The organism is Sphingomonas sp. PvP056 (assembly GCF_040549155.1).
GTDB lineage: Bacteria > Pseudomonadota > Alphaproteobacteria > Sphingomonadales > Sphingomonadaceae > Sphingomonas.
On the sequence record NZ_JBEPST010000004.1, the window covers coordinates 216,478 to 237,736 of the forward strand.

Below are 21,259 nucleotides of genomic sequence, written 5' to 3' on the forward strand. Positions count from 1 at the left end.
ACCTGTCCTTCGATACGCGCCCTCGATACGGCTTCGCCTACTCGGTCGCACCTCAGGACGAACGGTGCGAACGATGACTTAGCTCACACCCAGGTCGGCGACCACGTCCAGTAGCGGAAGGAATCAGGCCCCGGGAGCGGTGCAGCCGACAACACAGGGTAGAAGGCCGCGAAAATCAAAATCGTTACCGCGAGGAAGATCTGTTCCCATCGCCGGGGCAGTGCGAACCGGTCGAATGCCACCGCCAGCACGATGCACAGCGCGATGCTCGGCAGATAATAGTAATAAAAGAAGCCGATCTTCTTGGGAATGACGATCCAGACGAGATAGCTGGCGACCCACAATCCAGCAGCGGCGAACAGTTTCGGCACCCTGTCGCGAACCGCGACATACAGGCACCCGGCGACCGCGATCAGCCCGCCCCACAGCACCGCCAGATTGCCGATCAGCAATACCCCGCGTTGGGCCCCGTCGACGCGCTCGTACAGATACCAGATCGGGCGGAGCATGATCGGCCAGGCCCACCAGTCCGACTGATAGGGATGCGGCGGCAACGGCAGTGTCTGGCGGTCGTACATCCGCTGCTGGAACGAGAAGAGCGTGCCGAACGTCAAAGGATCGTGGGTGTAGAAGAAAGCGGGCGCAAAGGTGGCGAAATACACCGCCACGCTGACCATTCCGAGCGCCAGGATTGCCGGAACCGCCGACATCCCGGGCCAGTGGCGATGCCCCCCGGCATTCAGCGCGGCAAACATGGACCGTCCGCCGTTGCGGGCGTCGTGGAGCCGCAGCAGGACGAAGCCGATTGCGGCAAAGGCGATCAACGGTGCCGCCGCCCACTTCGCGGCAACCGAAAGCCCCAGCAGCACTGCCCCCAGAATCCAGCGGGACCACGCCTGCGCCGCGGTCCGTCCCCGCATCGCCCACATCAACGCCGCCAACCCGAGGATCGCAAAGGCCGCCATGAAGCCGTCGAGCATTCCGATGCGGGCCTGGACATACACCGTGCCGTTGAACAGCGCGAACAGCGCGCCGAACACCGCTGGGCGGACGCGCCCCAGCATCAGCCAGACAATCGCGAACACGCCGAGGACGATGCCCGTCCCGGCGAGCGTCGAGAAGAACCGCCACCCCAGGCTCGTATCGCCGAACAGCAGGATGCCACAGGCGATGATTTCCTTCGCGAGCAACGGATGTTCGATATTGGTCGGTCCGGCGAGCGCGATCAGCGTCCGTGCGGCGGGGACGTAATGCGTTTCGTCGAACATCAGCTTGGTGGGAATCGTCAGGCGATAGCTGAACAAGGCCTGCGCGAGCAGCGCCAGAGCGGCCGCTGCACGATAGGGATGGGGCCGGGCGTCGCTCACGAGCGCCTCTATCCAGCCGAACGGACTTGCTTTCAAGCGATGTCGGCGGGAACGGGCATTGACGCGCCCCGCCGCCAACCGGCAAAGCGTGCACCATGAAACGCCGTACCGGACAAGACCAGAGCATCACCCGCCAGTGGCGCCCCGCAACGCAAGCTGTCCGCGGCGGCACCGCGCGCAGCGAATGGGGGGAAACCTCCGAGGCGCTCTTCCTGACGTCGGGCTATGCCTATGATTGCGCGGCGGACGCCGCGGCGCGTTTCGCCGGCGAGCAGACCGGCATGACCTATTCGCGGTTGCAGAACCCGACGGTCGAGATGCTGGAGAACCGCATCGCGCTGCTCGAAGGCGCGGAAGCGTGCCGGACGATGGCGACCGGCATGGCGGCGATGACCGCGGTCCTGTTGTGCCAGCTTCAGACCGGCGACCATGTCGTCGCGGGGCGTGCGGCATTCGGATCGTGCCGGTGGCTGGTCGATACGTTGCTGCCCAAGTTCGGGATCGAGACGACCGTCGTCGACGCGCGTGATCCACAGCAGTTCGAGGATGCGTGCCGCCCGAACACGAAGGTGTTTTTCTTCGAGACCCCCGCCAATCCGACGATGGACGTCGTCGACCTGAAGGCGGTGTGCGACATCGCGCGCGCGCGCGGGATCACGTCGGTGGTGGATAATGCCTTCGCGACGCCTGCGCTGCAGCGTCCGATGGAATTCGGTGCGGACGTGACCGCCTATAGCGCGACGAAAATGATGGACGGGCAAGGGCGCGTTCTGGCGGGCGCGGTGTGCGGGACGGAAGCGTTTATCAACGACACGCTGCTCCCCTTCACGCGCAACACCGGGCCGACGCTGAGCGCATTCAATGCGTGGGTGGTCCTCAAGGGGCTCGAGACGCTCGACCTGCGGATCCGGCGGCAGTCGGAGAATGCGGTCAAGGTCGGGCGCTTCATCGAGGGGCGGGTGCCGCGGATCCTTCATCCCGGCCTGCCGAGCCATCCGCAGCACAATCTGGCGATGAGCCAGATGGAGGCATGCGGCCCGATCTTCGCGTTCGAGGTTGCCGGTCGTACGCAGGCACATGCGTTGCTCGACGCGCTCGAGCTTGTCGACATCTCGAACAACATCGGGGATTCGCGGTCGTTGATGACGCATCCCGCCTCGACGACGCATTCGAGTGTCGCCGAGGACAAGCGTCTGGAGATGGGCGTGACCGAGGGGTTGCTGCGGCTCAACGTCGGGCTCGAGGATGCCGACGACGTGATCGGGGACATCGATCAGGCGCTGACGGCGGCGGGGCTTTGAGTATCGTGGGCGGTCAGTGCAGGGAGTCCGCTTCGTGAAGGCGCTTTTCCCCTATGTCGCGGAAACCTTCGGCGTTGTCGTCCGGGTGTCCGTCAGCTTCCTTCCCGAACAGTCCGAGCCCGAGCGCGGGCGGTGGTTCTGGGCGTATCATATCCGGATCGAGAACGTGTCGGACCGGACGGTCCAGCTGCTGACGCGGCACTGGATCATCACCGACGGACGTGGCGCACGCCATACCGTCGAAGGCGAAGGTGTGATCGGCGAACAGCCGACGATCGCGCCGGGCGAGAGTTTCGACTATGTCTCGGGGTGTCCGCTGGCGACGCCGAGCGGGGCGATGGTCGGGAGCTATCATATGCTCGCCGAGGATGGTGCCGCGTTCGATGTCGACATCCCGCGGTTCACGCTGATCGCGCCGGCGGTGGGCGCATGAGTCGTTTGTTCGGGGCAACCGGCGGATGAAACGCACGCATCTGCCTCTGAATGGACTGCGCGTGCTCGATGCGGCTGCGCGGCATCTGAGCTTTACGCGTGCTGCGGACGAACTGGCGGTGACCCCGGCGGCGGTCGGGCAGCAGATCCGGGCGCTGGAGGACACGCTCGGGGTCGTGCTGTTCCGACGGACCACCAAGGGTCTTGAACTGACGCCGGAAGGCGAGGGCGGGCTTGCGGCTCTGCGACACGGTTTCCTGCAGTTCGAGGAAGCCGTCCGTGCGATGCAGGCGGGGCAGACGAGCAAGTCGCTGACGATCGCCGCGCCGCGCGACCTGACCGAGAAATGGCTGATGCCGCGGCTTGCCGACATCGCGCGAGACGACCCGGAGATGCGCTTCGTGCTGATTTCCGCCGATGCGTCGAATGCGAGCGCGGCGATCGATTTTACCGAAGCGAACCTCGATCTTGCGATCCGCTGGGGCGATGGTCCGGGCGAGCATGAGGGCGAGGCGATCGCGTCCGCCGGGATGGTGACGGTCGAACGGCCGGGCGGCGGCGCGGACACGCGCATCTCGTGGCCCGGGTGCATCAACGACGAGTCGGTGTCGCTCGTGCGCGTGAGCGATGCCGGCTTGGCGATCGATGCGGCGGCGCAGGGGCTGGGGCGCGCGACGGTGCCTGAATTGCTGGCGGCGGCGGATCTGGCGTCCGGCCGGATCGTCGCGATCACGGAGGCCAGGGCGTATCAGCTCGGTTACTGGCTCGTCGCACCGCTGCCGCAGTGGCGGCAGAAGAAGGTGAAGGCGCTCGTCGCCGCGTTGACGCGGTGAGAAACGTTCCGGTCCTCGCCAGTGCGCGGCTGCGGTTGCGGCCGCGGACGGTGGAGGATGCCGAGGCGTTGTTCCCGACGCTGTCCGACCCGCACGCGATGACCTACTGGTCGCATGCGCCGTATGAGACGGTCGAGGCGGTGCGTGCCAGTTTCGTCGAAGGCGAGGGGAGTTGGCGCGCCTGGTCGATCACCTTGCCGACGGACGACACCGCGATCGGTTTCGTCGCAGCAGGGGAGAAGCGGCCGGGCGTCCGGGAAATCGGCTATGTGCTTGCACGCGCGCATGGCGGTGCGGGACTGGCGCGCGAGGCGGTGGCGTGTGTGATCGACCATCTGTTCGTCACCGAAGGGCAGCGGCGCGTGTTTGCGGACACCGATCCCGACAACGTGCGCTCCAATGCTTTGCTCAAGGCGCTCGGCTTCACGCTGGAAGGGCGCTTGCGGGGCGAATGGGAGACGCATATCGGCGTGCGCGACACCTTCCTGTGGGGGCTGCTCGCAACCGAATGGATCGATCGATGACACCCCCGCCCAACCTCAACGATCCTGGCGAACGCGCAGCCTATCAGCGCGAATTGCGGATGGTCGCGCGCCCGGTACGGTGGATGGGGGTCGCGGTGGCGATCATCGCCGCGGTGCTAGCCCTGGTGCGCGCGCGCTATGCGCCGCAGATCCCGATGGTGCTGCCGTTGTTCCTGCTGGGTGTCGCCGCGCTCCACATGATCGCTGCGGTCGTCATTCGCTTGAAATATCATCAGAAGCGGATGAATCCCGCGGAATGACGGTTTCGCGCGGGCGTTGCCGCGGTTGTCACTGATCCGTCATCGCAACGTCTTCGTTCCGTAGCGGAATTGACGTCTTCCCGTCAGGTTGGCGCGGCATGGCTGCTCCCAGAAACGACGCGACCACGCGATCGACGGGGGCAGACGCATGACCGACTCGACCAGCATCACCATCGGCTATGACGATGGCGACATCGACACCAATCGCAGCAATGGCGGCAATTCGCTCAACGCGTTGATCGACCGGCGCTATTCGCGCCGCGCCGCGCTGTTTGGCGGTACCAAGGCGGCGGCGTTCGCGGTGTTCGGCGGCGCGGTGCTGTCGGCGTGTGGCGAGGACAAGGACTCGGGCCCCGGACCGACTGTCACCGCGGGATCGTCGGGCGAGACGACGTCTGGCCGTGTCGTTACATTGACCGGTGTCGCTGCCAACACCGCGACAGTCGCACAGAGCGGGTTCACGCAGGTTTCTGGTCCCAGCGTCGGACTGACGCAGACGGCGGCGGGCACGACCTTCATCGCCCCCAGCGTCAGTGCGGCCACCACATTGGTGTTCCGCTACAGCTCGACCGACACCAATGGCCTGACGATCACGACCGACACGTCGGTCGTCGTGAGCCCGGCAACGCTCGGCTTTGCGGCCGTTTCCAAGAACAAGCTCGACGTCGTCACCGTACCGGCGGGCTATACCGTCTCGATCCTTTACCGCCTGGGTGATCCGATCGACGCGGCAACGCCCGCGTACAAGAACGACGGCACCGACACGAGCTATTCGACCCGCGCGGGCGATCATGGCGATGCGCTGCACTGGTTCGGCCTGGCCGCTGCCGGAACGACGCGCGACGATAGCAGCAGCACGCGCGGGCTGCTGGTCATGAACCACGAGAACATCAACCAACCGTATCTCCACACCGCTGGCGCGACGTCTCCCGGCGGCGTTCGCCCCGAGGCGGAAGCGCTCAAGGAAATGGAGTGCCACGGCCTCAGCGTCGTCGAGGTGACGCGCAGCAGTGCGGGTGCATGGAGCTATGTCCAGGCGGGCGCGCTCAACCGCCGGATCACGCCGCTGACGCCGATGGTCTTCAACGGACCGGCGAAGGGCAGCGACCTGCTCAAGACCGCGTTTTCGCCGACCGGCGTCGCTGGACGCGGCACGATCAACAATTGCGCCAATGGCTATACGCCGTGGGCGACCAACCTGACCTGCGAGGAGAATTGGGCGGGCTATTTCCGCCGCCCGACCGCGACCGACAATGCGCTGCGGACGACACGGGAAGTCACCGCGCTGACTCGCTCCGGCGTGACCAGCGCGACGGGCAATTACAGCTGGTCGACGGTCGTCCCCGCGGACAGCACCAACACGCTCTACCGCCGCTGGGACGCACGGGTCACCGGCGCGACCGCGACCGACGATTTCCGCAACGAGCCCTATCAGTTCGGCTGGGTCGTCGAGATCGACCCGTATGACAAGGCAAGCGCGCCCCGCAAACGCACCGCGCTCGGCCGATTCAATCATGAGGGCTGCTGGCCGTCCAACTTCGTCGTCGGGCGCAAGCCCGCCTGGTACATGGGCGACGATGCGCAGAACGAATATCTCTACAAGTTCGTCTCGAACACGCCGTGGACCGCGGCCGATGCAGCCTCCACCGACCGCCTCTCGATCGGCGACAAATATCTCGACAACGGCACGCTCTATGTCGCCAAGTTCAACGCCGATGGCTCGGGCAGCTGGTCGCCACTGACCTTCGGCAGCGGGCCGCTGACCGCGGGCAACGCAACCTATACCTTTGCCGATCAGGCGGACGTGCTCGCCAACGCCCGCCTCGCGGGCGATGCGCTCGGCGCGACCAAGATGGACCGTCCGGAATGGACCGCGGTCAACCCGGTCAGCGGCGAAGTGTATCTGACGCTCACCAACAACAGCTCGCGCACCGCGGCGAACACCGATGCCGCCAACCCGCGCGCCTATCTCGATCCGCCCAGCACCTCGGTCTCCAACCGCAACGGCCACATCATCCGCCTGCGCGAAACCGGCGACACGTCCGAGGCGCTCGGCTTCGCCTGGGACATCTATGCGTTCGGCGCTGGCGCGGATCTCGACCCGGTCAACATCAACCTGTCCGGCCTCGATGCGACCAACGATTTCTCGAGCCCCGACGGCTTGTGGTTCGGGCGTCCGTCGAACGCCTCGGGACTGGTGACGCCGGTGCTGTGGATCCAGACCGACGACAGCGCCTATACCGACGTCACCAACTGCATGATGCTCGCGGCGATGCCGGGCCCGGTCAATGACGGCGGCGTCAAGACCGTCACCAACGCCGGGCGCACGCAGGCGACGCGCGTGGGCAAGGCGCCGGGCACGACGCTCCGCCGCTTCCTGGTCGGCCCGCTCGAGGCGGAAATCACCGGGGTGGATTCGACGCCGGACGGCAAGACGTTGTTCGTCAACATCCAGCATCCGGGTGAAAACGGGAACCCGTCGAACATCACCAGCCACTGGCCTGACACGCAGGCAACCGGCACCGCCGCAGCGACGATCCGTCCGCGCTCGGCCACGGTGGTGATCACCAAGAACGATGGCGGCGTGGTCGCGCTGTAGGGGAACGGGTGGGATCGGCGACATACGCGTCGCCGATCCCGATCCGGGTTACGACCGCTGTTCGGGCAGCGGCGTGTCGGTTCTTGGGTCGAGATCGACGCGTAGCAGCCGCGGAATGCCGCTGCGGCCTGGAATGCGCGTCCCGGTCTTGATCGTCAGGTTCGACGTGAAGGTATAGCGCTCGCGTCCCTTGGAGGGCATCGCCTGGGTCGCGTAGCGGCGCGCGTCGATCGCCTCCACGATCTTGTCGGGCCAGTCCCCGGTCCCGGCAACTTGCTCGCCCTGACCGGCAACATGCGCATCACGGACCCGGCCATCAGTGCCGATCGTATAGACGACGTCGATCCAGAGATAGTCCAGATGTTCCAGAAAGACCGTCGTCGGGTTCAACTTGAACAGCGTGTAGCTGTCGGCGGCGGTGCCATTGGGGCGGCGCTGCCCGGTCGGGGTCATCAGCACCGGCGGCGCATACAGCAGCACCGCAGGCGCACCGGCCGCCTGAGTAGGATAGCGCGCGATCAGCTGGTCGAGTTCGGCGTCGGTCGCGGTCATCGCGGCGAGCTGGATCTTCAGCTGGCGCGCGCTTTCGACCATCGGCTGCATTTCGGGTTCGCGCCGTTCGAGGATCGCGTCGATCGCCCTGCGCGCGACCGGTGCGTAATGGGCATAGACCTGTTCGGCGAGGTGAGTCTTGAGCGTTGCGTAGCGCACGCGCGCCAACCCTTCGGTCTCGATCATCCCGAGCTTGTGCGCGCGGCCAGCGACCTCGCGATATTGGACGCTGGCTTCGTCGAACCGCCCGGCGCGGGCATAGGCGTCGCCGAGCTGGATCCGTTCGATAAACACGCGCGGATCCTTTTCGGACATGCCCGCCTTCATCGCGCTGATCGTGTTGAGCGCGTTCGACCATTCGGGCTCGGGATCACCGAGGTGCGCGGAGATTATGCTGGTGGCGTGAAACAGGTTGGCGACCGCGACCGGATAGTCCTTGGCGAACCGCGCGGTGCGGTGGCGGGCGGCGAGCAGGGCGGCTTGCGCGTCCTCATAATGCCCCGCCTCGAACTGCGCCTGCGCCAGATCGAGCGTGATCGCGATATCCTTGTCGGGGCGACACCCCTCGGCGATGCAGATGTCGAGCCGCTTGCGCAGGTCGGGGGCACGGCTGCCGACGACGACGATGTCGCGTCCGGTGGCGGCGGTATCGGGCACGGCCGGGGGCGGGGTGGTTTGGGCTGTCAGCGGTGTCGCCGCGAGCAGGACCCCGAATATCGACCACCGCGTTGCCACCATCGCCCGGACTCCCTGATTCGGGAGAAAGGCTAGGCGTCGATTGCGTCCTCGTCCATCCGGGCGGCATTTTCTTGAATGAAAGCATAGCGATGCGCAGGGTTGGTCCCCATCAGCCGGTCGACCAGATCCTTCACGCCGGCGCGCGCCTCATATTCCTGCGGCAGCGTGATCCGCAGCATCGAGCGGGTCTTGGGGTCCATCGTGGTTTCGCGCAGCTGCATCGGGTTCATTTCGCCGAGGCCCTTGAATCGCCCGATCTCGACCTTCTTGCCCTTGAACTCGGTCGCCTCGAGCTGCGCGCGGTGCGCGTCGTCCATCGCGTAGAGGCTCTTGGTGCCCGCGGTCAGCCGGTACAGCGGTGGCTGCGCGAGGAAGACGTTCCCGGCGCGGACGATCTCGGGCATTTCCTGGAAGAAGAAGGTCATCAGCAGCGTCGCGATATGCGCGCCGTCGACGTCTGCGTCGGTCATGATGACGACCCGCTGATACCGCAGGTGATCCGGGTTGCAGTCCTTGCGCGTCCCGCAGCCGAGCGCGAGGATCAGGTCGGCGATTTCCTGGTTGGCGTGGATCTTGGCCGAGGTCGCCGACGCGACGTTGAGGATCTTGCCGCGGATCGGGAGGATCGCCTGCGTCTTACGGTCGCGCGCCTGCTTGGCCGATCCGCCTGCCGAATCGCCCTCGACGATGAAGATCTCGGTGCCTTCGGGGCCGTTGGACGAGCAGTCGGTCAGCTTGCCCGGCAGCCGCAGCTTGCGCGCCGAGGTGGCGGTCTTGCGCTTGACCTCGCGCTCGGCTTTCCGCGCGAGGCGTTCGTCCATCCGCTCGACGACATAGCTCAGCAGCGCCTTGCCGCGGTCCATATTGTCGCTGAGGAAATGGTCGAAGTGATCGCGCACCGCGCGCTCGACCAGCGTCGCGGCTTCGGGCGAGGTGAGGCGGTCCTTGGTCTGGCTCTGGAACTGCGGATCGCGGATGAAGACGCTGAGCATCAGCTCGCTCCCGGTCATCACGTCCTCGGCGGAAATGTCCTTCGCCTTCTTGTTGCCGACCAGATCGCCGAACGCGCGAATGCCTTTGACCAGCGCGGCGCGCAGGCCGTTCTCATGAGTCCCGCCGTCGGGGGTGGGGATGGTGTTGCAATACCAGCTGTAGCTGCCGTCGCTCCACAACGGCCAGGCGACCGCGCATTCGACGCGGCCCGCGGTGCCGGGGAAATCCTGCCGCGCGACGAACAGCTCGGTCGTCGCGCATTCGCGCTTGCCAAGTTGCTCGCGCAAATGATCGGCGAGGCCGCCGGGGAACTGGAACACCGCTTCGGCGGGCGTGTCGTCGCCGATCAGCTCCGGCGCGCACTTCCAGCGGATCTCGACGCCTGCGAAGAGATACGCCTTGGACCGCGCGAGGCGGTGGAGCCGGGCGGGCTTGAACCCCATGTCGGGGCCGAAGATTTCGGTATCGGGGGTGAACGCAACGGTCGTGCCGCGCCGGTTGGGCGCCGCACCGACATGCTCGAGCGGCCCGAGCGTCTCGCCGCGGGCGAATTTCTGGCGGTACAGTTCGCGTCCGCGTGCGACCTCGACCACCGTGTCGGACGACAGCGCGTTGACGACGCTGACCCCGACGCCGTGAAGCCCGCCGCTGGTCGCATAGGCCTTGCCGTCGAACTTGCCGCCCGAATGGAGCGTCGACAGGATCACTTCGAGTGCGGACTTGCCCGGAAACTTGGGATGCGGGTCGACCGGGATGCCGCGGCCATTGTCCGAGATGGTCAGCCGGTTGCCCGGCGCGAGCTCGATCTCGATGCGCGTGGCATGGCCCGCGACCGCTTCGTCCATCGCATTGTCGAGCACTTCGGCGGCGAGATGATGATAGGCGCGCTCGTCGGTGCCGCCGATATACATGCCCGGCCGCCGCCGGACGGGTTCGAGCCCTTCGAGCACTTCGATCGACGCGGCGTCATAATCGGTAGGAACGTGTTTCGGGGTCGCTGCGAACAGGTCTTCGGACATACCCCGCTATACGGTGCGCGGGGTGGCACTGCCAAGCGGCATTGCCCGACCTGAATATTGATCCGATTTTTGCCGGTTCCGACGGTTGCCGTAAAGTAATGTTGCCGCTGCCTCCATCTTCCGGTCGAGACGTTCCTCAGCTGCTTTGTACAAGCACGACAGGGAGTTTTTAATGCGTAAAACCTATTTCCTCGCAGCCGCGAGCGCTGCGCTGGTGTCTTTTGGCACGCCGGCAATCGCACAGGACATGGACGATAAGCCGTTCGACGGCGTCTATATCGGCGGCACGGTCGGCTTCGATGCACAGCCGAATGACGTCGGTTCGTCGATCCTGTTCGACCGCACCGGCGATGGCCGGTTCGGCGACACGGTGACGACCCCAGCTGGTGGAAATGCCTTCTCGCCGGGCTTCTGCAACGGCGCAGCGCGGTCGAGCGCGAACGCCAATTGCCGGAACGACAAGGACAATATCAGCTATTCGGCACGCGTCGGGTTCGACAAGCAGTTCGGCAACATCGTCGTCGGGGCCATCGGGGAATTCGGCAAGAGCGAAGTCCGCGACAGCGTCTCGGGGTTCAGCACCACGCCCGCATCCTACACGATGACGCGCGAAGTCGACTATAACGCCAACATCCGCGCGCGCGCAGGCTATGCGCTCGACCGGACGCTGTTCTACGGCACCGGCGGCGTTGCCTATGCCAAGATCAACTCGACCTTCGAGACCAGCAACACCGCCAATGCCTTCGCAGCGGGCGGTGACGATGATGCGTGGGGTTTCGTGGCAGGCGGCGGTGTCGAGCAGAAGCTTGGCAAGCACTTCTCGGTCGGTCTCGAGTATCTGTACAACCAGTATAAGGACGACGGTGCGCGCGTTCGCGTGACGCAGGGGTCGGCTCCTGCGACCAACCCGTTCGTGCTCGCGCCGAATACGGCAGGCACCGACTTCCGTCGCAGCGACGACAAGTTCCGCTGGCACAGCGTCCGCGCGACCGCGCAGTTCCGCTTCTAAGGCTGCCGTTTCGTCGGCAAAAAAAGGGGCCGCGCACCTGTTGGTGCGCGGCCCTTTTTTTCATACGTAACGTTGCAGTTTAACGTGCGCGCGGGCCGCCGAAGGGGAGCGGCGGTGCGGGGCGACGATCGCGGCGCGGGAGCTGCGCCTGATAGGCGTGGCCGCAATGGCCGACGCAGTAAGGGAACCCCGGGTTCACCTTCTCGCCACAGAAGTGAAAGTCGGGCTCGCCGGGATGGCCGATCGGCCATTTGCAGATCTTGTCGCTCAGATCGAGCAGCGTCGTCTTGCCGGCCATGTCGGCCGACGGCTTGGCCGGAACGAGGCGGCGCGGCGGGGCGGGCGTGATCGGGGCCTGCTGTTCGCCGGGGGCCTGGCGGAGGAAGCCACCGGGGCCGACCGAGCGCATGATCGGCGGAGCCGGGCGCGGCGGTGCGGCGGGGGTCTCCGTTGCGTCGTCGTCGGCGTCGTCTTCGATCTCGTCCTCGGCGTCCGCCTCGATCACCGGGCGCGGTGCGGGCGGCGGCGGGGGCGGGGCTGCGGCGACGGGCGGCGCGACTCGCTCGACCGGCGGACGCGGTGCGGCTGGTGCCGGGGTCGGCTTGGGTTCGGGCGGTGCGGCGGCCTGGGGGGCGGCTGCGGCGGCAGCAGCGGCGGCCTTGGCGGTGCCATCGTTGGGCTTGACCGGCGACGGGCGCGACTGGAGACCCAGGCGATGCGCCTTGCCGATCACGGCGTTACGGCTGACGCCACCGAGTTCCTCGGCGATCTGGCTCGCGGTCTGCCCTGCTTCCCACATCTTGCGCAGCATATCGATGCGTTCGTCGGTCCAGCTCATCTGCTCTCGTTTCCAATCGTCCCTGGCCGCCAAATTCCTGTTCCGGGTTGCAGGCGGCGGCGGCAGTCTTTAGCGACCATGCCATGAGCAGCCAGCCCCCAATCGGCGAAATTCGTACAACGGCGATGAACGCCCCCGGCGTCCCGGTCATCCGGAGCGTCAATTGGGGCGGTCTGCGAACGCTCTATATCAAGGAGGTTCGCCGCTTCTTCAAGGTGCAGTTGCAAACCGTGTGGGCGCCCGCGATCACCACGCTGCTGTTTCTGGTCGTCTTTACCATCGCAACCGGCGCGAAACGCCCGGTTCTGGTCGGCGGGGTCGAGATCCCGTTCGCCGATTTCATCGCGCCCGGGCTGATCATCAGCCAGGGGATGATGGGGCCTGCCTTTGCGAATGCGAGTTTCTCGCTGATGGTCGGCAAGATCCAGGGGACGATCGTCGATTATCTCCAGCCGCCGCTGTCGACGATGGAATTGCTGACCGCACTGGTTGGCGGCGCGATGACGCGGGCGTTCATCGTCGGGTTCGTGGTGTGGCTGGCTATGGCGCTTTATCCGGACGTTCATGTCACGCCGCGGCATCCGTTGGCGATCCTGTGGTTCGGGTTCCTGGGCGCGGCGTTCCTGTCGTTCCTTGGCGTGCTGACGTCGGTGTGGGCGGACAAGTTCGATCATGCGGCGGCGGTGACCAACTTCGTGATCACTCCTCTGGCGTTGTTGTCGGGGACGTTCTACTCGGTCGACAAGCTGGCACCGGCGTTCCGGGCGTTCAGCCATGCCAATCCGTTTTTCTACATTATCTCGGGGTTTCGTTACGGGTTCCTGGGGACGGCGGATTCGCCGGTGATGCTGGGGTCGGTGATCATCCTGGCGATCGACATCGTGCTTGGGCTGCTGTGCTATCTGCTGCTGCGGAGCGGGTGGCGGTTGAAGAACTGACGCTGCGTCCTGGGTTGGCGGTGGTAGAAGGGTTTTATCGCGCAAAGGCGCAAAGCCGCTAAGAGAAGAAGGAGGAAGGTTTTGAATGCCTGCGGCAGAGTGTGCCGAGCGAAGCTCATTCAGAACAGCCTGGCGCGCCCTGCTCGGTCAAGCCTGCATCATCTTCTTCTCTTCGCGCCTTTGCGCCTTTGCGTGATAAATCCCTTCCTATGAAACGCCCCGCCTGAGCCCGACACGCAACCACCAACACATGGTGTTGCGCTCGCCCCCCAATCTCCGTAAAAACCGTGATCGGGCGACCGTACAGGTCGCCCTTTTGCTTTTTGAAGGAGACGCGTCGTGTCGACCCCAGCCCTGATGCCCGTATACCCACGGTGTGGCGTGCGTCCGGTGCGCGGCGAGGGCGTCTATCTCTACGGCGAGGATGGCGCGCAATATCTCGACTTCGCCGCCGGGATCGCGGTCAACGCGCTCGGCCACGGCCACCCCGCGCTGGTCAAGGCGATCGCCGAGCAGGCCGCGACGCTGATGCACGTCTCCAACCTCTACGGTTCCCCACAGGGCGAGCATCTCGCGCAGCGGATCGTCGAGAGTTCGTTCGCGGACACGGTGTTCTTCACCAATTCGGGCACCGAAGCGGTCGAATGCGCGATCAAGACCGCGCGGCGCTATCATTTCGTCACCGGCAACCCGCAGCGGACCATGCTGATCACCTTCAACAACGCGTTCCATGGGCGCACGATGGGCGCGATCTCGGCGACCAACCAGCCCAAGATGCGCGACGGGTTCGAGCCGTTGCTGCCGGGCTTTGCCTACGCACCGTTCAACGATCTGGAAGCGGCGCTCGCGCTGATCGATGATACGACTGCTGGCTTCATGGTCGAGACGATTCAGGGCGAGGGCGGTGTCTCCGCCGCTACCCCGGAGTTCCTCCAGGGCCTGCGCAAGGCGTGCGATGAGCATGGCCTGTTGTTGGTGCTCGACGAAGTCCAGTGCGGCTATGGCCGGACGGGCAAGATGTGGGCCTATGAGCATTACGGCATCACCCCCGATATCCTCTCCTCGGCCAAGGGCATCGGCGGCGGCTTCCCGCTCGGCGCGTGTCTCGCGACCGAGGAAGCGGCCAAGGGCATGGTGTTCGGTACGCATGGCTCGACCTATGGCGGCAACCCGCTCGCAATGGCGGCGGGCGAGGCGATCCTCGACGTGATGCTCGAACCCGGTTTCCTCGAGCACGTGACGGCGATGGGCGAGCGGCTGCGTACGTCGGTCGAGCAGATGATCCCGAACCACGACCAGATCTTCGAGGGTGTCCGCGGCAAGGGGCTGATGTTCGGCATCAAGCTCAAGGACAGCGCGGTCGCGCGCGATTTCGTCGCGCATCTGCGCGATCATCACGGGCTGCTGACGGTCGCAGCGGGCGAGAACGTCGTCCGCGTGCTTCCGCCGCTCGTGATCGAGGAGGCGCATATTACCGAGTTCGTCCAGAAGCTGAGCGACGGCGCGCGGGCGTATACCGCGCTGGCGGTGGCGGCGTGAGCGCGCAAGTCTCCCTCTCCCCGCTTGCGGGGAGAGGGTCGGGGAGAGGGGCAGTGCCTGACACTGCCGTCCGCGTGACTGCCCCTCTCCCGCGCTTCGCTGCGCTCGCTTGCCCTCTCCCCGCGAGCGGGAAGAGGGAGGCATGATGCGCAATTTCCTTAGTCTCTCGGACGCGGGTCCCGACGGCGTCGCCGCGATGCTTGCCGATGCGCTCGACCGCAAGGCCGCACGCGCGGGCTGGCCCAAGGGCAAGCCGGATGCCGACGCACCGCTCGCCGGGCACACGCTCGCGATGGTGTTCGAGAAGAACTCGACCCGCACGCGCGTCAGCTTCGACATGGCGATCCGCCAGTTGGGCGGGAACAGCGTGATTCTCGACGCGGGCACGACGCAACTCGGGCGCGGCGAGACCGTCGCGGATACCGCGCGCGTCCTGTCGGGCTATTGCGATGCGATCATGCTGCGCACCGATGACCACGAGAAGCTCGAAGAGATGGCGCGCCACGCGACCATCCCGGTGATCAACGGCCTGACCGACAATTCGCACCCGTGCCAGATCATGGCCGACCTGCTGACGCTGATGGAAGCGGGCAAGCCGCTCCCCGGCCTCAAGGTCGCATGGCTTGGGGACGGTAACAACGTACTCGCGTCGATCATGGAGGCCGCCGGGCTGATGCAGTTCGACGTGGTTGCGGCGTGCCCGCAGGGGTTCATGCCGCCCGAAAGCGACGTCGCGCTGGGCAAGGGGCGTGCGCGCATCGTCGGCACCGCCAAGGAAGCGGTGGAGGGCGCGGACGTGATCGTCACCGACACGTGGATATCGATGGGGCAGGATCACGCCGAGACCAAGCTCGCGGCGATGTGGCCGTATCAGGTCGACGCTGCGCTGATGGCGACTGCGAAGCCCGATGCGAAGTTCCTCCACTGCCTCCCCGCGCATCGCGGCGAGGAAGTGACCGCGGAAGTGATCGACGGGCCGCAGTCGCTGATCTGGCCCGAGGCCGAGAATCGGCTGCATGCGCAGAAATCGGTGCTGCGGTGGTGCTTCGGGCAGATCGGTTGATTGGGGGCTGGGGGTTCCTATCTTCTTGGTTCTGTTGTCCCGAGGGTGTCGTCTCGCTCGACGCCTCTCTTTTTCCCGTTCGTCCTGAGTAGCGACCGAGTAGGCGAAGCCGTATCGAGGGCGTGTATCGAAGGACAGGTTGGCGCGCGCGTCCTGTGCTTCGATACACGCCCTCGATACGCCCCGAAGAGGGGCTACTCGGTCTCTACTCAGCACGAACGGAAGAGGGCGGGGTACCAAAGTTCAGAGGTAGAAGCATGACCCCCGTTCCAACCAGCCCCGTCCCCACCACCCCCGCCGACACCGATCGCGCGATCGGTTTCACCATCCCCGCGCGCCATGCCCGCGGCCGGATCGTGCGCCTTGCGCCGGTGCTCGACACGATCCTCGCCGCGCACGCCTATCCTGCACCGATCGAGGCGCTGCTGACCGAGGCGCTGACGCTGGCTGCGCTGATCGGCTCGACGCTCAAGGAAGCAGGCGGCCAGCTCACGATGCAGGCGCAGACCGAGGGCGGGATCGTCAAGCTGCTGGTATGCGATTACCGCGGCGGCGAACTGCGCGGCTATGTCGATTTCGATGCCGAGCGGCTCGCCGAAGCGCCCGCCGACCCGAGCCTCTACGCGCTGTTCGGCAAGGGGTATCTGGCGATCACTTTCGACCAGTCGACCACCGGGGAACGCTATCAGGGGATCGTCCCGCTCGATGGCGATTCGCTGAGCCAAGCGGCAGAGCATTATTTCCTCCAGTCCGAGCAAATCCCCACCCTCATCCGCGTCGGAATGCACGGCAATGGTGCCGACGGCCGTGTCGCGGGCGGGTTGCTGTTGCAGCATCTGCCGGAGGGCGAGGACGGACGTGACCGGATCCACACCCGGCTGGACCACCCCGAATGGGAGCATGTCGCGATCCTGGGCAGCACGATGAAGCCAGAAGAACTAGCCGATCCCGCGCTGGCATTGGAAATGCTGGTATGGCGGTTGTTCAACGAAGAGACCGAAGTGCGCGTACAGGGCGAGACACGCTTCGTGCGCGGCTGCCGGTGTTCGCCCGACTATATTGCGTCTGTTCTTGCCAAATTCCCGCCCGAAGAACAGCGCGACATGGCCGACGCCGATGGCATTATCGTCGTCGATTGTGCGTTCTGTGCGCAGAAGTTTCCGGTTCCCGCCGCACTCGAGATTGTTACGCCTGCGTCATTGTAAGTCGGCGCGCACTCCCCAGATAGCGGTCAAGGCGGCAGCGGTGCGCGGCAGGCGTGCAGCAGGTTCGGCGGGGACGTCTAGGATGATCATGAAGAATCGGAACATGGTGCGGGCTTCGCTGGCCGGCATTGCCCTGGTGTTGGGCGGCGGGCTTGCGACGGCGGCAGCGAATCCTGCGCTCGTGGCGCTGGCACGGGTCGAACGAGGGCAGTGGCAGTTGAAGGAAATCGGGACCAATCCCGAAACCCGCACGCTCTGCATCCGGGACCCGCGTGTGTTGATCCATTACGGACATGATGTCGCGCAATGCCAGCACACCGTCACGGTCAACGACGCGAACGCCACTGCGGTGCACTACACCTGCCAGGGAAGCCACGGGCAGACCACCGTAAAGGTCGCTACGCCGCGTTCCTTTAACCTCGATACGCAGGGCATCATCAACGGCGCGCCGTTCGAGGATTCGTTCGAGGCGCGATACATCGGGGCCTGCACGCCGGGTGCACGCGTGCACTGATCCGGCGGTATCGTTAGTGTTTCATTTACGCATTGGGGGGTAGATCAAAGACTGCATTCCAGACGGAAAGCTTTCTCCTGATCTGCCCATACTCGGGCACCCCCTGGGTCGCTTACGGGCGGCCCATTTTTCTGTGCAGCAGCCATCCAGGGCGGCGTGCTTGCGTGTCGCGGGGACGGCGCTTATCTACCGGCGCATCATGACAGATCAAAAGACCCCAAAGGTCGCCCCTGCAGCCGTCGTGCTGGTATCGGGCGGGCTAGATTCGATGGTATCCGCCGCACGGGCGAAAGCGGACGGCTACCGCCTGTTCGCGCTTTCGGTGGATTACAATCAACGGCACCGCTGCGAACTCGATGCCGCCGGCACGATTGCCAAGGCGCTGGGGGCGGAGCGGCACATCGTCCTGCCGCTCGACCTGTCCGCGTTCGGCGGGTCCGCGCTGACCGCGGACATCGACGTCCCCAAGGAGGGCGTGCTGCCGGGTATTCCGGTGACCTATGTTCCGGCACGCAACACGATCTTCCTTAGCCTTGCGCTTGGCTGGGCCGAGGCCGCGGGTGCACGCGACCTGTTCATCGGGGTGAACGCGCTCGATTACTCGGGCTATCCGGATTGCCGACCAGAGTTCATCGCGGCGTTCGAAGGGTTGGCGGAGCTTGCCACCAAGGCCGGGGTTGAGGGCGAACCGTTCAAGATCCACGCGCCGCTGCAGCACATGACCAAGGCCGATATCGTGCGCGAATGCGACCGGCTTGGGCTCGACGCGGGGATGAGCTGGTCCTGCTACGATCCGACCCCGGAGGGGCTGCATTGCGGAACGTGCGACAGTTGTCGCCTGCGCAAGAAGGGCTTCGAGGACGCTGGCCTGCCCGATCCGACGCGCTACGCGGTCTGATGGCATGAGCTATGCGGTCAAGGAGATGTTCCTGACGCTCCAGGGGGAGGGCGTTCAGGCGGGGCGTCGCGCGGTGTTTGTGCGCTTTGCCGGCTGCAACCTGTGGTCGGGGCGCGAACAGGACCGCGCTACTGCGGTCTGCCGGTTCTGCGATACCGATTTCATCGGTACCGATGGTGCGGGTGGGGGCCGGTTCGCCGACGCGACGCAATTGGTGGCAGCGGCGGTCGACTTTTGGGGCGAGGGTCTGAGCGAACGGTTCGTTGTTCTGACCGGTGGCGAACCGATGCTCCAGATCGACGACGCGCTGGTCGAGGCGTTTCATCACGCCGGATTCACGATCGCGATGGAGAGCAACGGGACGCTGGCCGCGCATCCCGGCATCGACTGGGTGTGCATCAGCCCCAAGGCGGGCAGCGTGGTGGTTCAGCGGCAGGGCGACGAGCTGAAGCTGGTATGGCCGCAGCCGGGGAGCGACGTCGCCGAGCTGGAACGGTGGGATTTTGCACACCATCTGATCCAGCCGCTCGACAGTGTCGATGCGGTTGCGAACCATGCGGCGGCGATCGACCTTGTCATGGCGCGGCCGCGGTGGCGGTTGACGTTGCAGGCGCACAAGACCCTGGGCCTGCGCTAGCCGTCCAGTGGGGGGTGCAGGCGTTGCGCCGCATCCCGCACCTGGGCGGTCGTATCAGCGCAAGGTCGCCTTGAACTCGCCGCAACGCCGCGAAACCCACTCGCCGTTCTTGGACCAGCACATCTCATCGAACCGGGGGACCGAAACGCGCGTCTCGATTCGGGGGCGGCGGGCAAAGCGCTGCTCACCCCAGGGCGTCAGCGAGTTGCGGAGCGTGCCCATGTCGGCGATCGCGACCTTGTACAGCTCACCGCGCTTTGCATAAGCGGCGCTGGTCGCGATCTGCGACGCGGTCTGGCAGAAGCCGTATTGCGCGCCGACCGTCGTGAACGACGAATAGGTCCGCGTGCCGAACCGGTCGAGCGCGGCCTGACCGGCCTTAGGCGTCTTGTTGACGCGGTTGAAGTACTTCACCAGCGTGTCGAACGCGGTCTTGAGCTCGTCCTTGTGATTGTTGATCATCACATTGTAGTTTTCGACGTTGAGCAACGTCGGCTCGAACTGACATTGCAGCGCCGCGACGTTGAGGGCGGAGCGGAGGTTCCACAGCAGATTGGCGCGCACTTCCGCAGGTGTCGCATCCGGCAGCGCGAGCTGGCCGGGCTCATCGCCCGAGATGGGCGGTGCCGTCATGTCATGCGACTGGAAAAAGAACTGCGCCGAAGCAGGAGTTGCCAGCGCGACGCCGCAAGTGGCGGTCAACGCAGCGAAAATACGCAACACGGTCATTCGTTCCCTCTCGATTCACGCAGCAGCGCTTACGGCTTTTCGCGGAGCTTCCCAACTCTTTTAGCCGATCGGCCCGTCGCAAACCAAGTCTGAAATCGCCTCGATTCCGATTAGAAAAATCCGGCCCGGCGACGCCCCGCATGCCACGAATCGAAAGGGGCCGCCCGGTTTCCCGAGCGGCCCCTTCAACGATGTTTCCCGTGAGGGAAGATTACATCGCGTTCGTGGTCGTGGTCGTGGTGTTCGACATCATCATGGTGTCGTTCGCCATCATGCCACCGTCGTTTGCCATCGCGCCGTCGGTCGACGTCATCGTGTCGTTGGTCGACGTTGCCATCGTGTCGGTCGAGTTCAGGTCGGTGACCATCGTGTTGTCGGTCGTCGTCGTCTCGGTCTTCGGAGTGCAAGCCGAAATCGCGATCGCTGCAACAGCGATCATCGAACCAGCAGCGACCTTGGAAATGAATGCACGCATTGGAAAGCTCCCTAGATAGATGGATTGGCAGGTCTCGAGACCTTTAATACCCAAACCGTGGTGGACATTAGTCGTAATACGTCTGGCCCTCAAGCCTAGTTTTGCCGCCCCAAAGAATGAGTTTCTAGGAAGGCTGGAAGTCGCAACGCCAGGGCGGCATCAAAGGTTGCAAAATCGATCGGCGTATCAAGCGCTTCCGCGCTGGTCACGCCAAAGTCGGCAATGCCGCAGGGGACGATTCCCGCAAAATGGGACAGGTCGGGCGAGAGATTGACCGAAAAACCGTGGAGCGTCACCCAGCGGCGCACGCGCACCCCGATCGCGCCGATCTTGGCTTCGGTCGTGCTTTGCGGAAAGACCGGATCGGGCACCGTCGTCCAGATCCCGATCCGCCCCGGCGCGCGGAACGCGGTGATCCCCAGATCCCCTAACGTATCGATCACCCACCCTTCGAGCGCATGGACGAACTGGCGCACATCGCGCCCACGCCGGGTAAGGTCGAGGACGACATAGCCGATGCGCTGGCCGGGGCCGTGGTAGGTATACTGCCCGCCGCGTCCCGTGCCGATCACGGGAAACTGCGGATTGCGCAGGTCGGCGGGGTCCGCGCTGGTGCCGCCGGTGTAGACGGGGGGATGTTCGAGCAGCCAGATCAATTCGCGTGCTTGACCCTCGGCGACCGCCGCCGCGCGCGCCTCCATTTCAGCGAGGGCTTCCGCATAGGGAACGGGGGCGGGGGCGATGCGCCATTCGATGTCGTCGGGAAGATGGTCCACCCTTGCTCGATTGCTCCAGT

General features: G+C 65.3%; 21 protein-coding genes. 14 read left to right on the top strand and 7 right to left on the bottom strand.

What is annotated here, in order from left to right:
• Window positions 1–83: 83 nt before the first annotated feature.
• Window positions 84–1,403 carry a glycosyltransferase family 39 protein gene (locus tag ABIC17_RS11565; RefSeq protein WP_502958453.1) on the bottom strand — a complete coding sequence of 440 codons (1,320 nt, stop codon included), beginning with the start codon at window positions 1,401–1,403 and terminating at the stop codon, window positions 84–86.
• Between the two features lie 59 nt (window positions 1,404–1,462).
• Here ABIC17_RS11565 and ABIC17_RS11570 point away from each other — a divergent pair, with 59 nt between their 5' ends.
• The 6 genes from ABIC17_RS11570 to ABIC17_RS11595 all read left to right on the top strand — a co-directional run bounded on the left by ABIC17_RS11570 (window position 1,463) and on the right by ABIC17_RS11595 (window position 7,316).
• Window positions 1,463–2,668 (top strand): trans-sulfuration enzyme family protein, encoded by a 1,206-nt coding sequence (locus tag ABIC17_RS11570; RefSeq protein WP_354281966.1) that lies wholly within the window; start codon window positions 1,463–1,465, stop codon window positions 2,666–2,668.
• A 34-nt stretch (window positions 2,669–2,702) separates the two neighbouring features.
• Complete coding sequence (apaG, locus tag ABIC17_RS11575) at window positions 2,703–3,101, top strand: Co2+/Mg2+ efflux facilitator ApaG/CorD (protein WP_354281967.1); 399 nt, start codon at window positions 2,703–2,705, stop codon at window positions 3,099–3,101.
• A 25-nt stretch (window positions 3,102–3,126) separates the two neighbouring features.
• Entirely contained in the window at window positions 3,127–3,933 is an 807-nt protein-coding gene (locus tag ABIC17_RS11580) for a LysR family transcriptional regulator (RefSeq protein WP_354281968.1), read from the top strand.
• Window positions 3,930–4,457, top strand: a complete 528-nt coding sequence (locus ABIC17_RS11585) for a GNAT family N-acetyltransferase (RefSeq protein ID WP_354281969.1) — start codon at window positions 3,930–3,932, stop codon at window positions 4,455–4,457. The genes ABIC17_RS11580 and ABIC17_RS11585 overlap by 4 nt, the downstream gene beginning before the upstream one ends.
• Window positions 4,454–4,717 carry a hypothetical protein gene (locus ABIC17_RS11590; RefSeq protein WP_354281970.1) on the top strand — a complete coding sequence of 88 codons (264 nt, stop codon included), beginning with the start codon at window positions 4,454–4,456 and terminating at the stop codon, window positions 4,715–4,717. The genes ABIC17_RS11585 and ABIC17_RS11590 overlap by 4 nt, the downstream gene beginning before the upstream one ends.
• Window positions 4,718–4,865: 148 nt before the next feature.
• Window positions 4,866–7,316, top strand: coding sequence for a PhoX family protein (locus ABIC17_RS11595; protein ID WP_354281971.1), 2,451 nt, complete (start codon window positions 4,866–4,868; stop codon window positions 7,314–7,316).
• A 48-nt stretch (window positions 7,317–7,364) separates the two neighbouring features.
• Here ABIC17_RS11595 and ABIC17_RS11600 read toward each other — a convergent pair whose 3' ends face one another.
• Window positions 7,365–8,606 carry a hypothetical protein gene (locus ABIC17_RS11600; RefSeq protein WP_354281972.1) on the bottom strand — a complete coding sequence of 414 codons (1,242 nt, stop codon included), beginning with the start codon at window positions 8,604–8,606 and terminating at the stop codon, window positions 7,365–7,367.
• A 29-nt stretch (window positions 8,607–8,635) separates the two neighbouring features.
• Window positions 8,636–10,618, bottom strand: a complete 1,983-nt coding sequence (gene parE / locus ABIC17_RS11605; protein ID WP_354281973.1) for a DNA topoisomerase IV subunit B — start codon at window positions 10,616–10,618, stop codon at window positions 8,636–8,638.
• Window positions 10,619–10,790: 172 nt separating this feature from the next.
• Here parE and ABIC17_RS11610 point away from each other — a divergent pair, with 172 nt between their 5' ends.
• Window positions 10,791–11,627: an outer membrane protein gene (locus tag ABIC17_RS11610; RefSeq protein ID WP_354281974.1), complete on the top strand. Its 837-nt coding sequence runs from the start codon at window positions 10,791–10,793 to the stop codon at window positions 11,625–11,627.
• A 79-nt stretch (window positions 11,628–11,706) separates the two neighbouring features.
• On the opposite strand, the gene ABIC17_RS11615 is transcribed toward ABIC17_RS11610, so the two are convergent.
• Window positions 11,707–12,465, bottom strand: coding sequence for a GcrA family cell cycle regulator (locus tag ABIC17_RS11615; protein ID WP_354281975.1), 759 nt, complete (start codon window positions 12,463–12,465; stop codon window positions 11,707–11,709).
• A gap of 83 nt (window positions 12,466–12,548) precedes the next feature.
• Here ABIC17_RS11615 and ABIC17_RS11620 point away from each other — a divergent pair, with 83 nt between their 5' ends.
• From ABIC17_RS11620 to queE, 7 genes are all read left to right on the top strand, one after another.
• A complete protein-coding gene (locus ABIC17_RS11620; protein ID WP_354281976.1) occupies window positions 12,549–13,403 on the top strand; it encodes an ABC transporter permease in 855 nt (284 codons plus the stop codon).
• 339 nt (window positions 13,404–13,742) lie between these two features.
• Window positions 13,743–14,942 (top strand): aspartate aminotransferase family protein, encoded by a 1,200-nt coding sequence (locus ABIC17_RS11625; protein ID WP_354281977.1) that lies wholly within the window; start codon window positions 13,743–13,745, stop codon window positions 14,940–14,942.
• Between the two features lie 145 nt (window positions 14,943–15,087).
• Window positions 15,088–16,005, top strand: a complete 918-nt coding sequence (gene argF / locus ABIC17_RS11630) for an ornithine carbamoyltransferase (RefSeq protein ID WP_354281978.1) — start codon at window positions 15,088–15,090, stop codon at window positions 16,003–16,005.
• 257 nt (window positions 16,006–16,262) lie between these two features.
• A complete protein-coding gene (gene hslO / locus ABIC17_RS11635; RefSeq protein WP_354281979.1) occupies window positions 16,263–17,210 on the top strand; it encodes an Hsp33 family molecular chaperone HslO in 948 nt (315 codons plus the stop codon).
• 88 nt (window positions 17,211–17,298) lie between these two features.
• Entirely contained in the window at window positions 17,299–17,724 is a 426-nt protein-coding gene (locus ABIC17_RS11640; protein WP_354281980.1) for a DUF3617 domain-containing protein, read from the top strand.
• Between the two features lie 199 nt (window positions 17,725–17,923).
• The gene (queC, locus tag ABIC17_RS11645; protein ID WP_354281981.1) at window positions 17,924–18,622 is read left to right on the top strand and encodes a 7-cyano-7-deazaguanine synthase QueC; all 699 of its coding nucleotides are present in this window, start codon (window positions 17,924–17,926) and stop codon (window positions 18,620–18,622) included.
• A gap of 4 nt (window positions 18,623–18,626) precedes the next feature.
• Window positions 18,627–19,259: a 7-carboxy-7-deazaguanine synthase gene (gene queE / locus ABIC17_RS11650; protein ID WP_354281982.1), complete on the top strand. Its 633-nt coding sequence runs from the start codon at window positions 18,627–18,629 to the stop codon at window positions 19,257–19,259.
• Window positions 19,260–19,313: 54 nt separating this feature from the next.
• On the opposite strand, the gene ABIC17_RS11655 is transcribed toward queE, so the two are convergent.
• The 3 genes from ABIC17_RS11655 to lipB form a co-directional block, all read right to left on the bottom strand.
• Window positions 19,314–19,988, bottom strand: coding sequence for a hypothetical protein (locus tag ABIC17_RS11655; protein ID WP_354281983.1), 675 nt, complete (start codon window positions 19,986–19,988; stop codon window positions 19,314–19,316).
• A 211-nt stretch (window positions 19,989–20,199) separates the two neighbouring features.
• A complete protein-coding gene (locus ABIC17_RS11660; RefSeq protein ID WP_354281984.1) occupies window positions 20,200–20,463 on the bottom strand; it encodes a hypothetical protein in 264 nt (87 codons plus the stop codon).
• 95 nt (window positions 20,464–20,558) lie between these two features.
• On the bottom strand, window positions 20,559–21,239 hold the full coding sequence (gene lipB, locus ABIC17_RS11665; protein WP_354281985.1) for a lipoyl(octanoyl) transferase LipB: 681 nt from the start codon (window positions 21,237–21,239) through the stop codon (window positions 20,559–20,561).
• Window positions 21,240–21,259 lie beyond the last annotated feature (20 nt).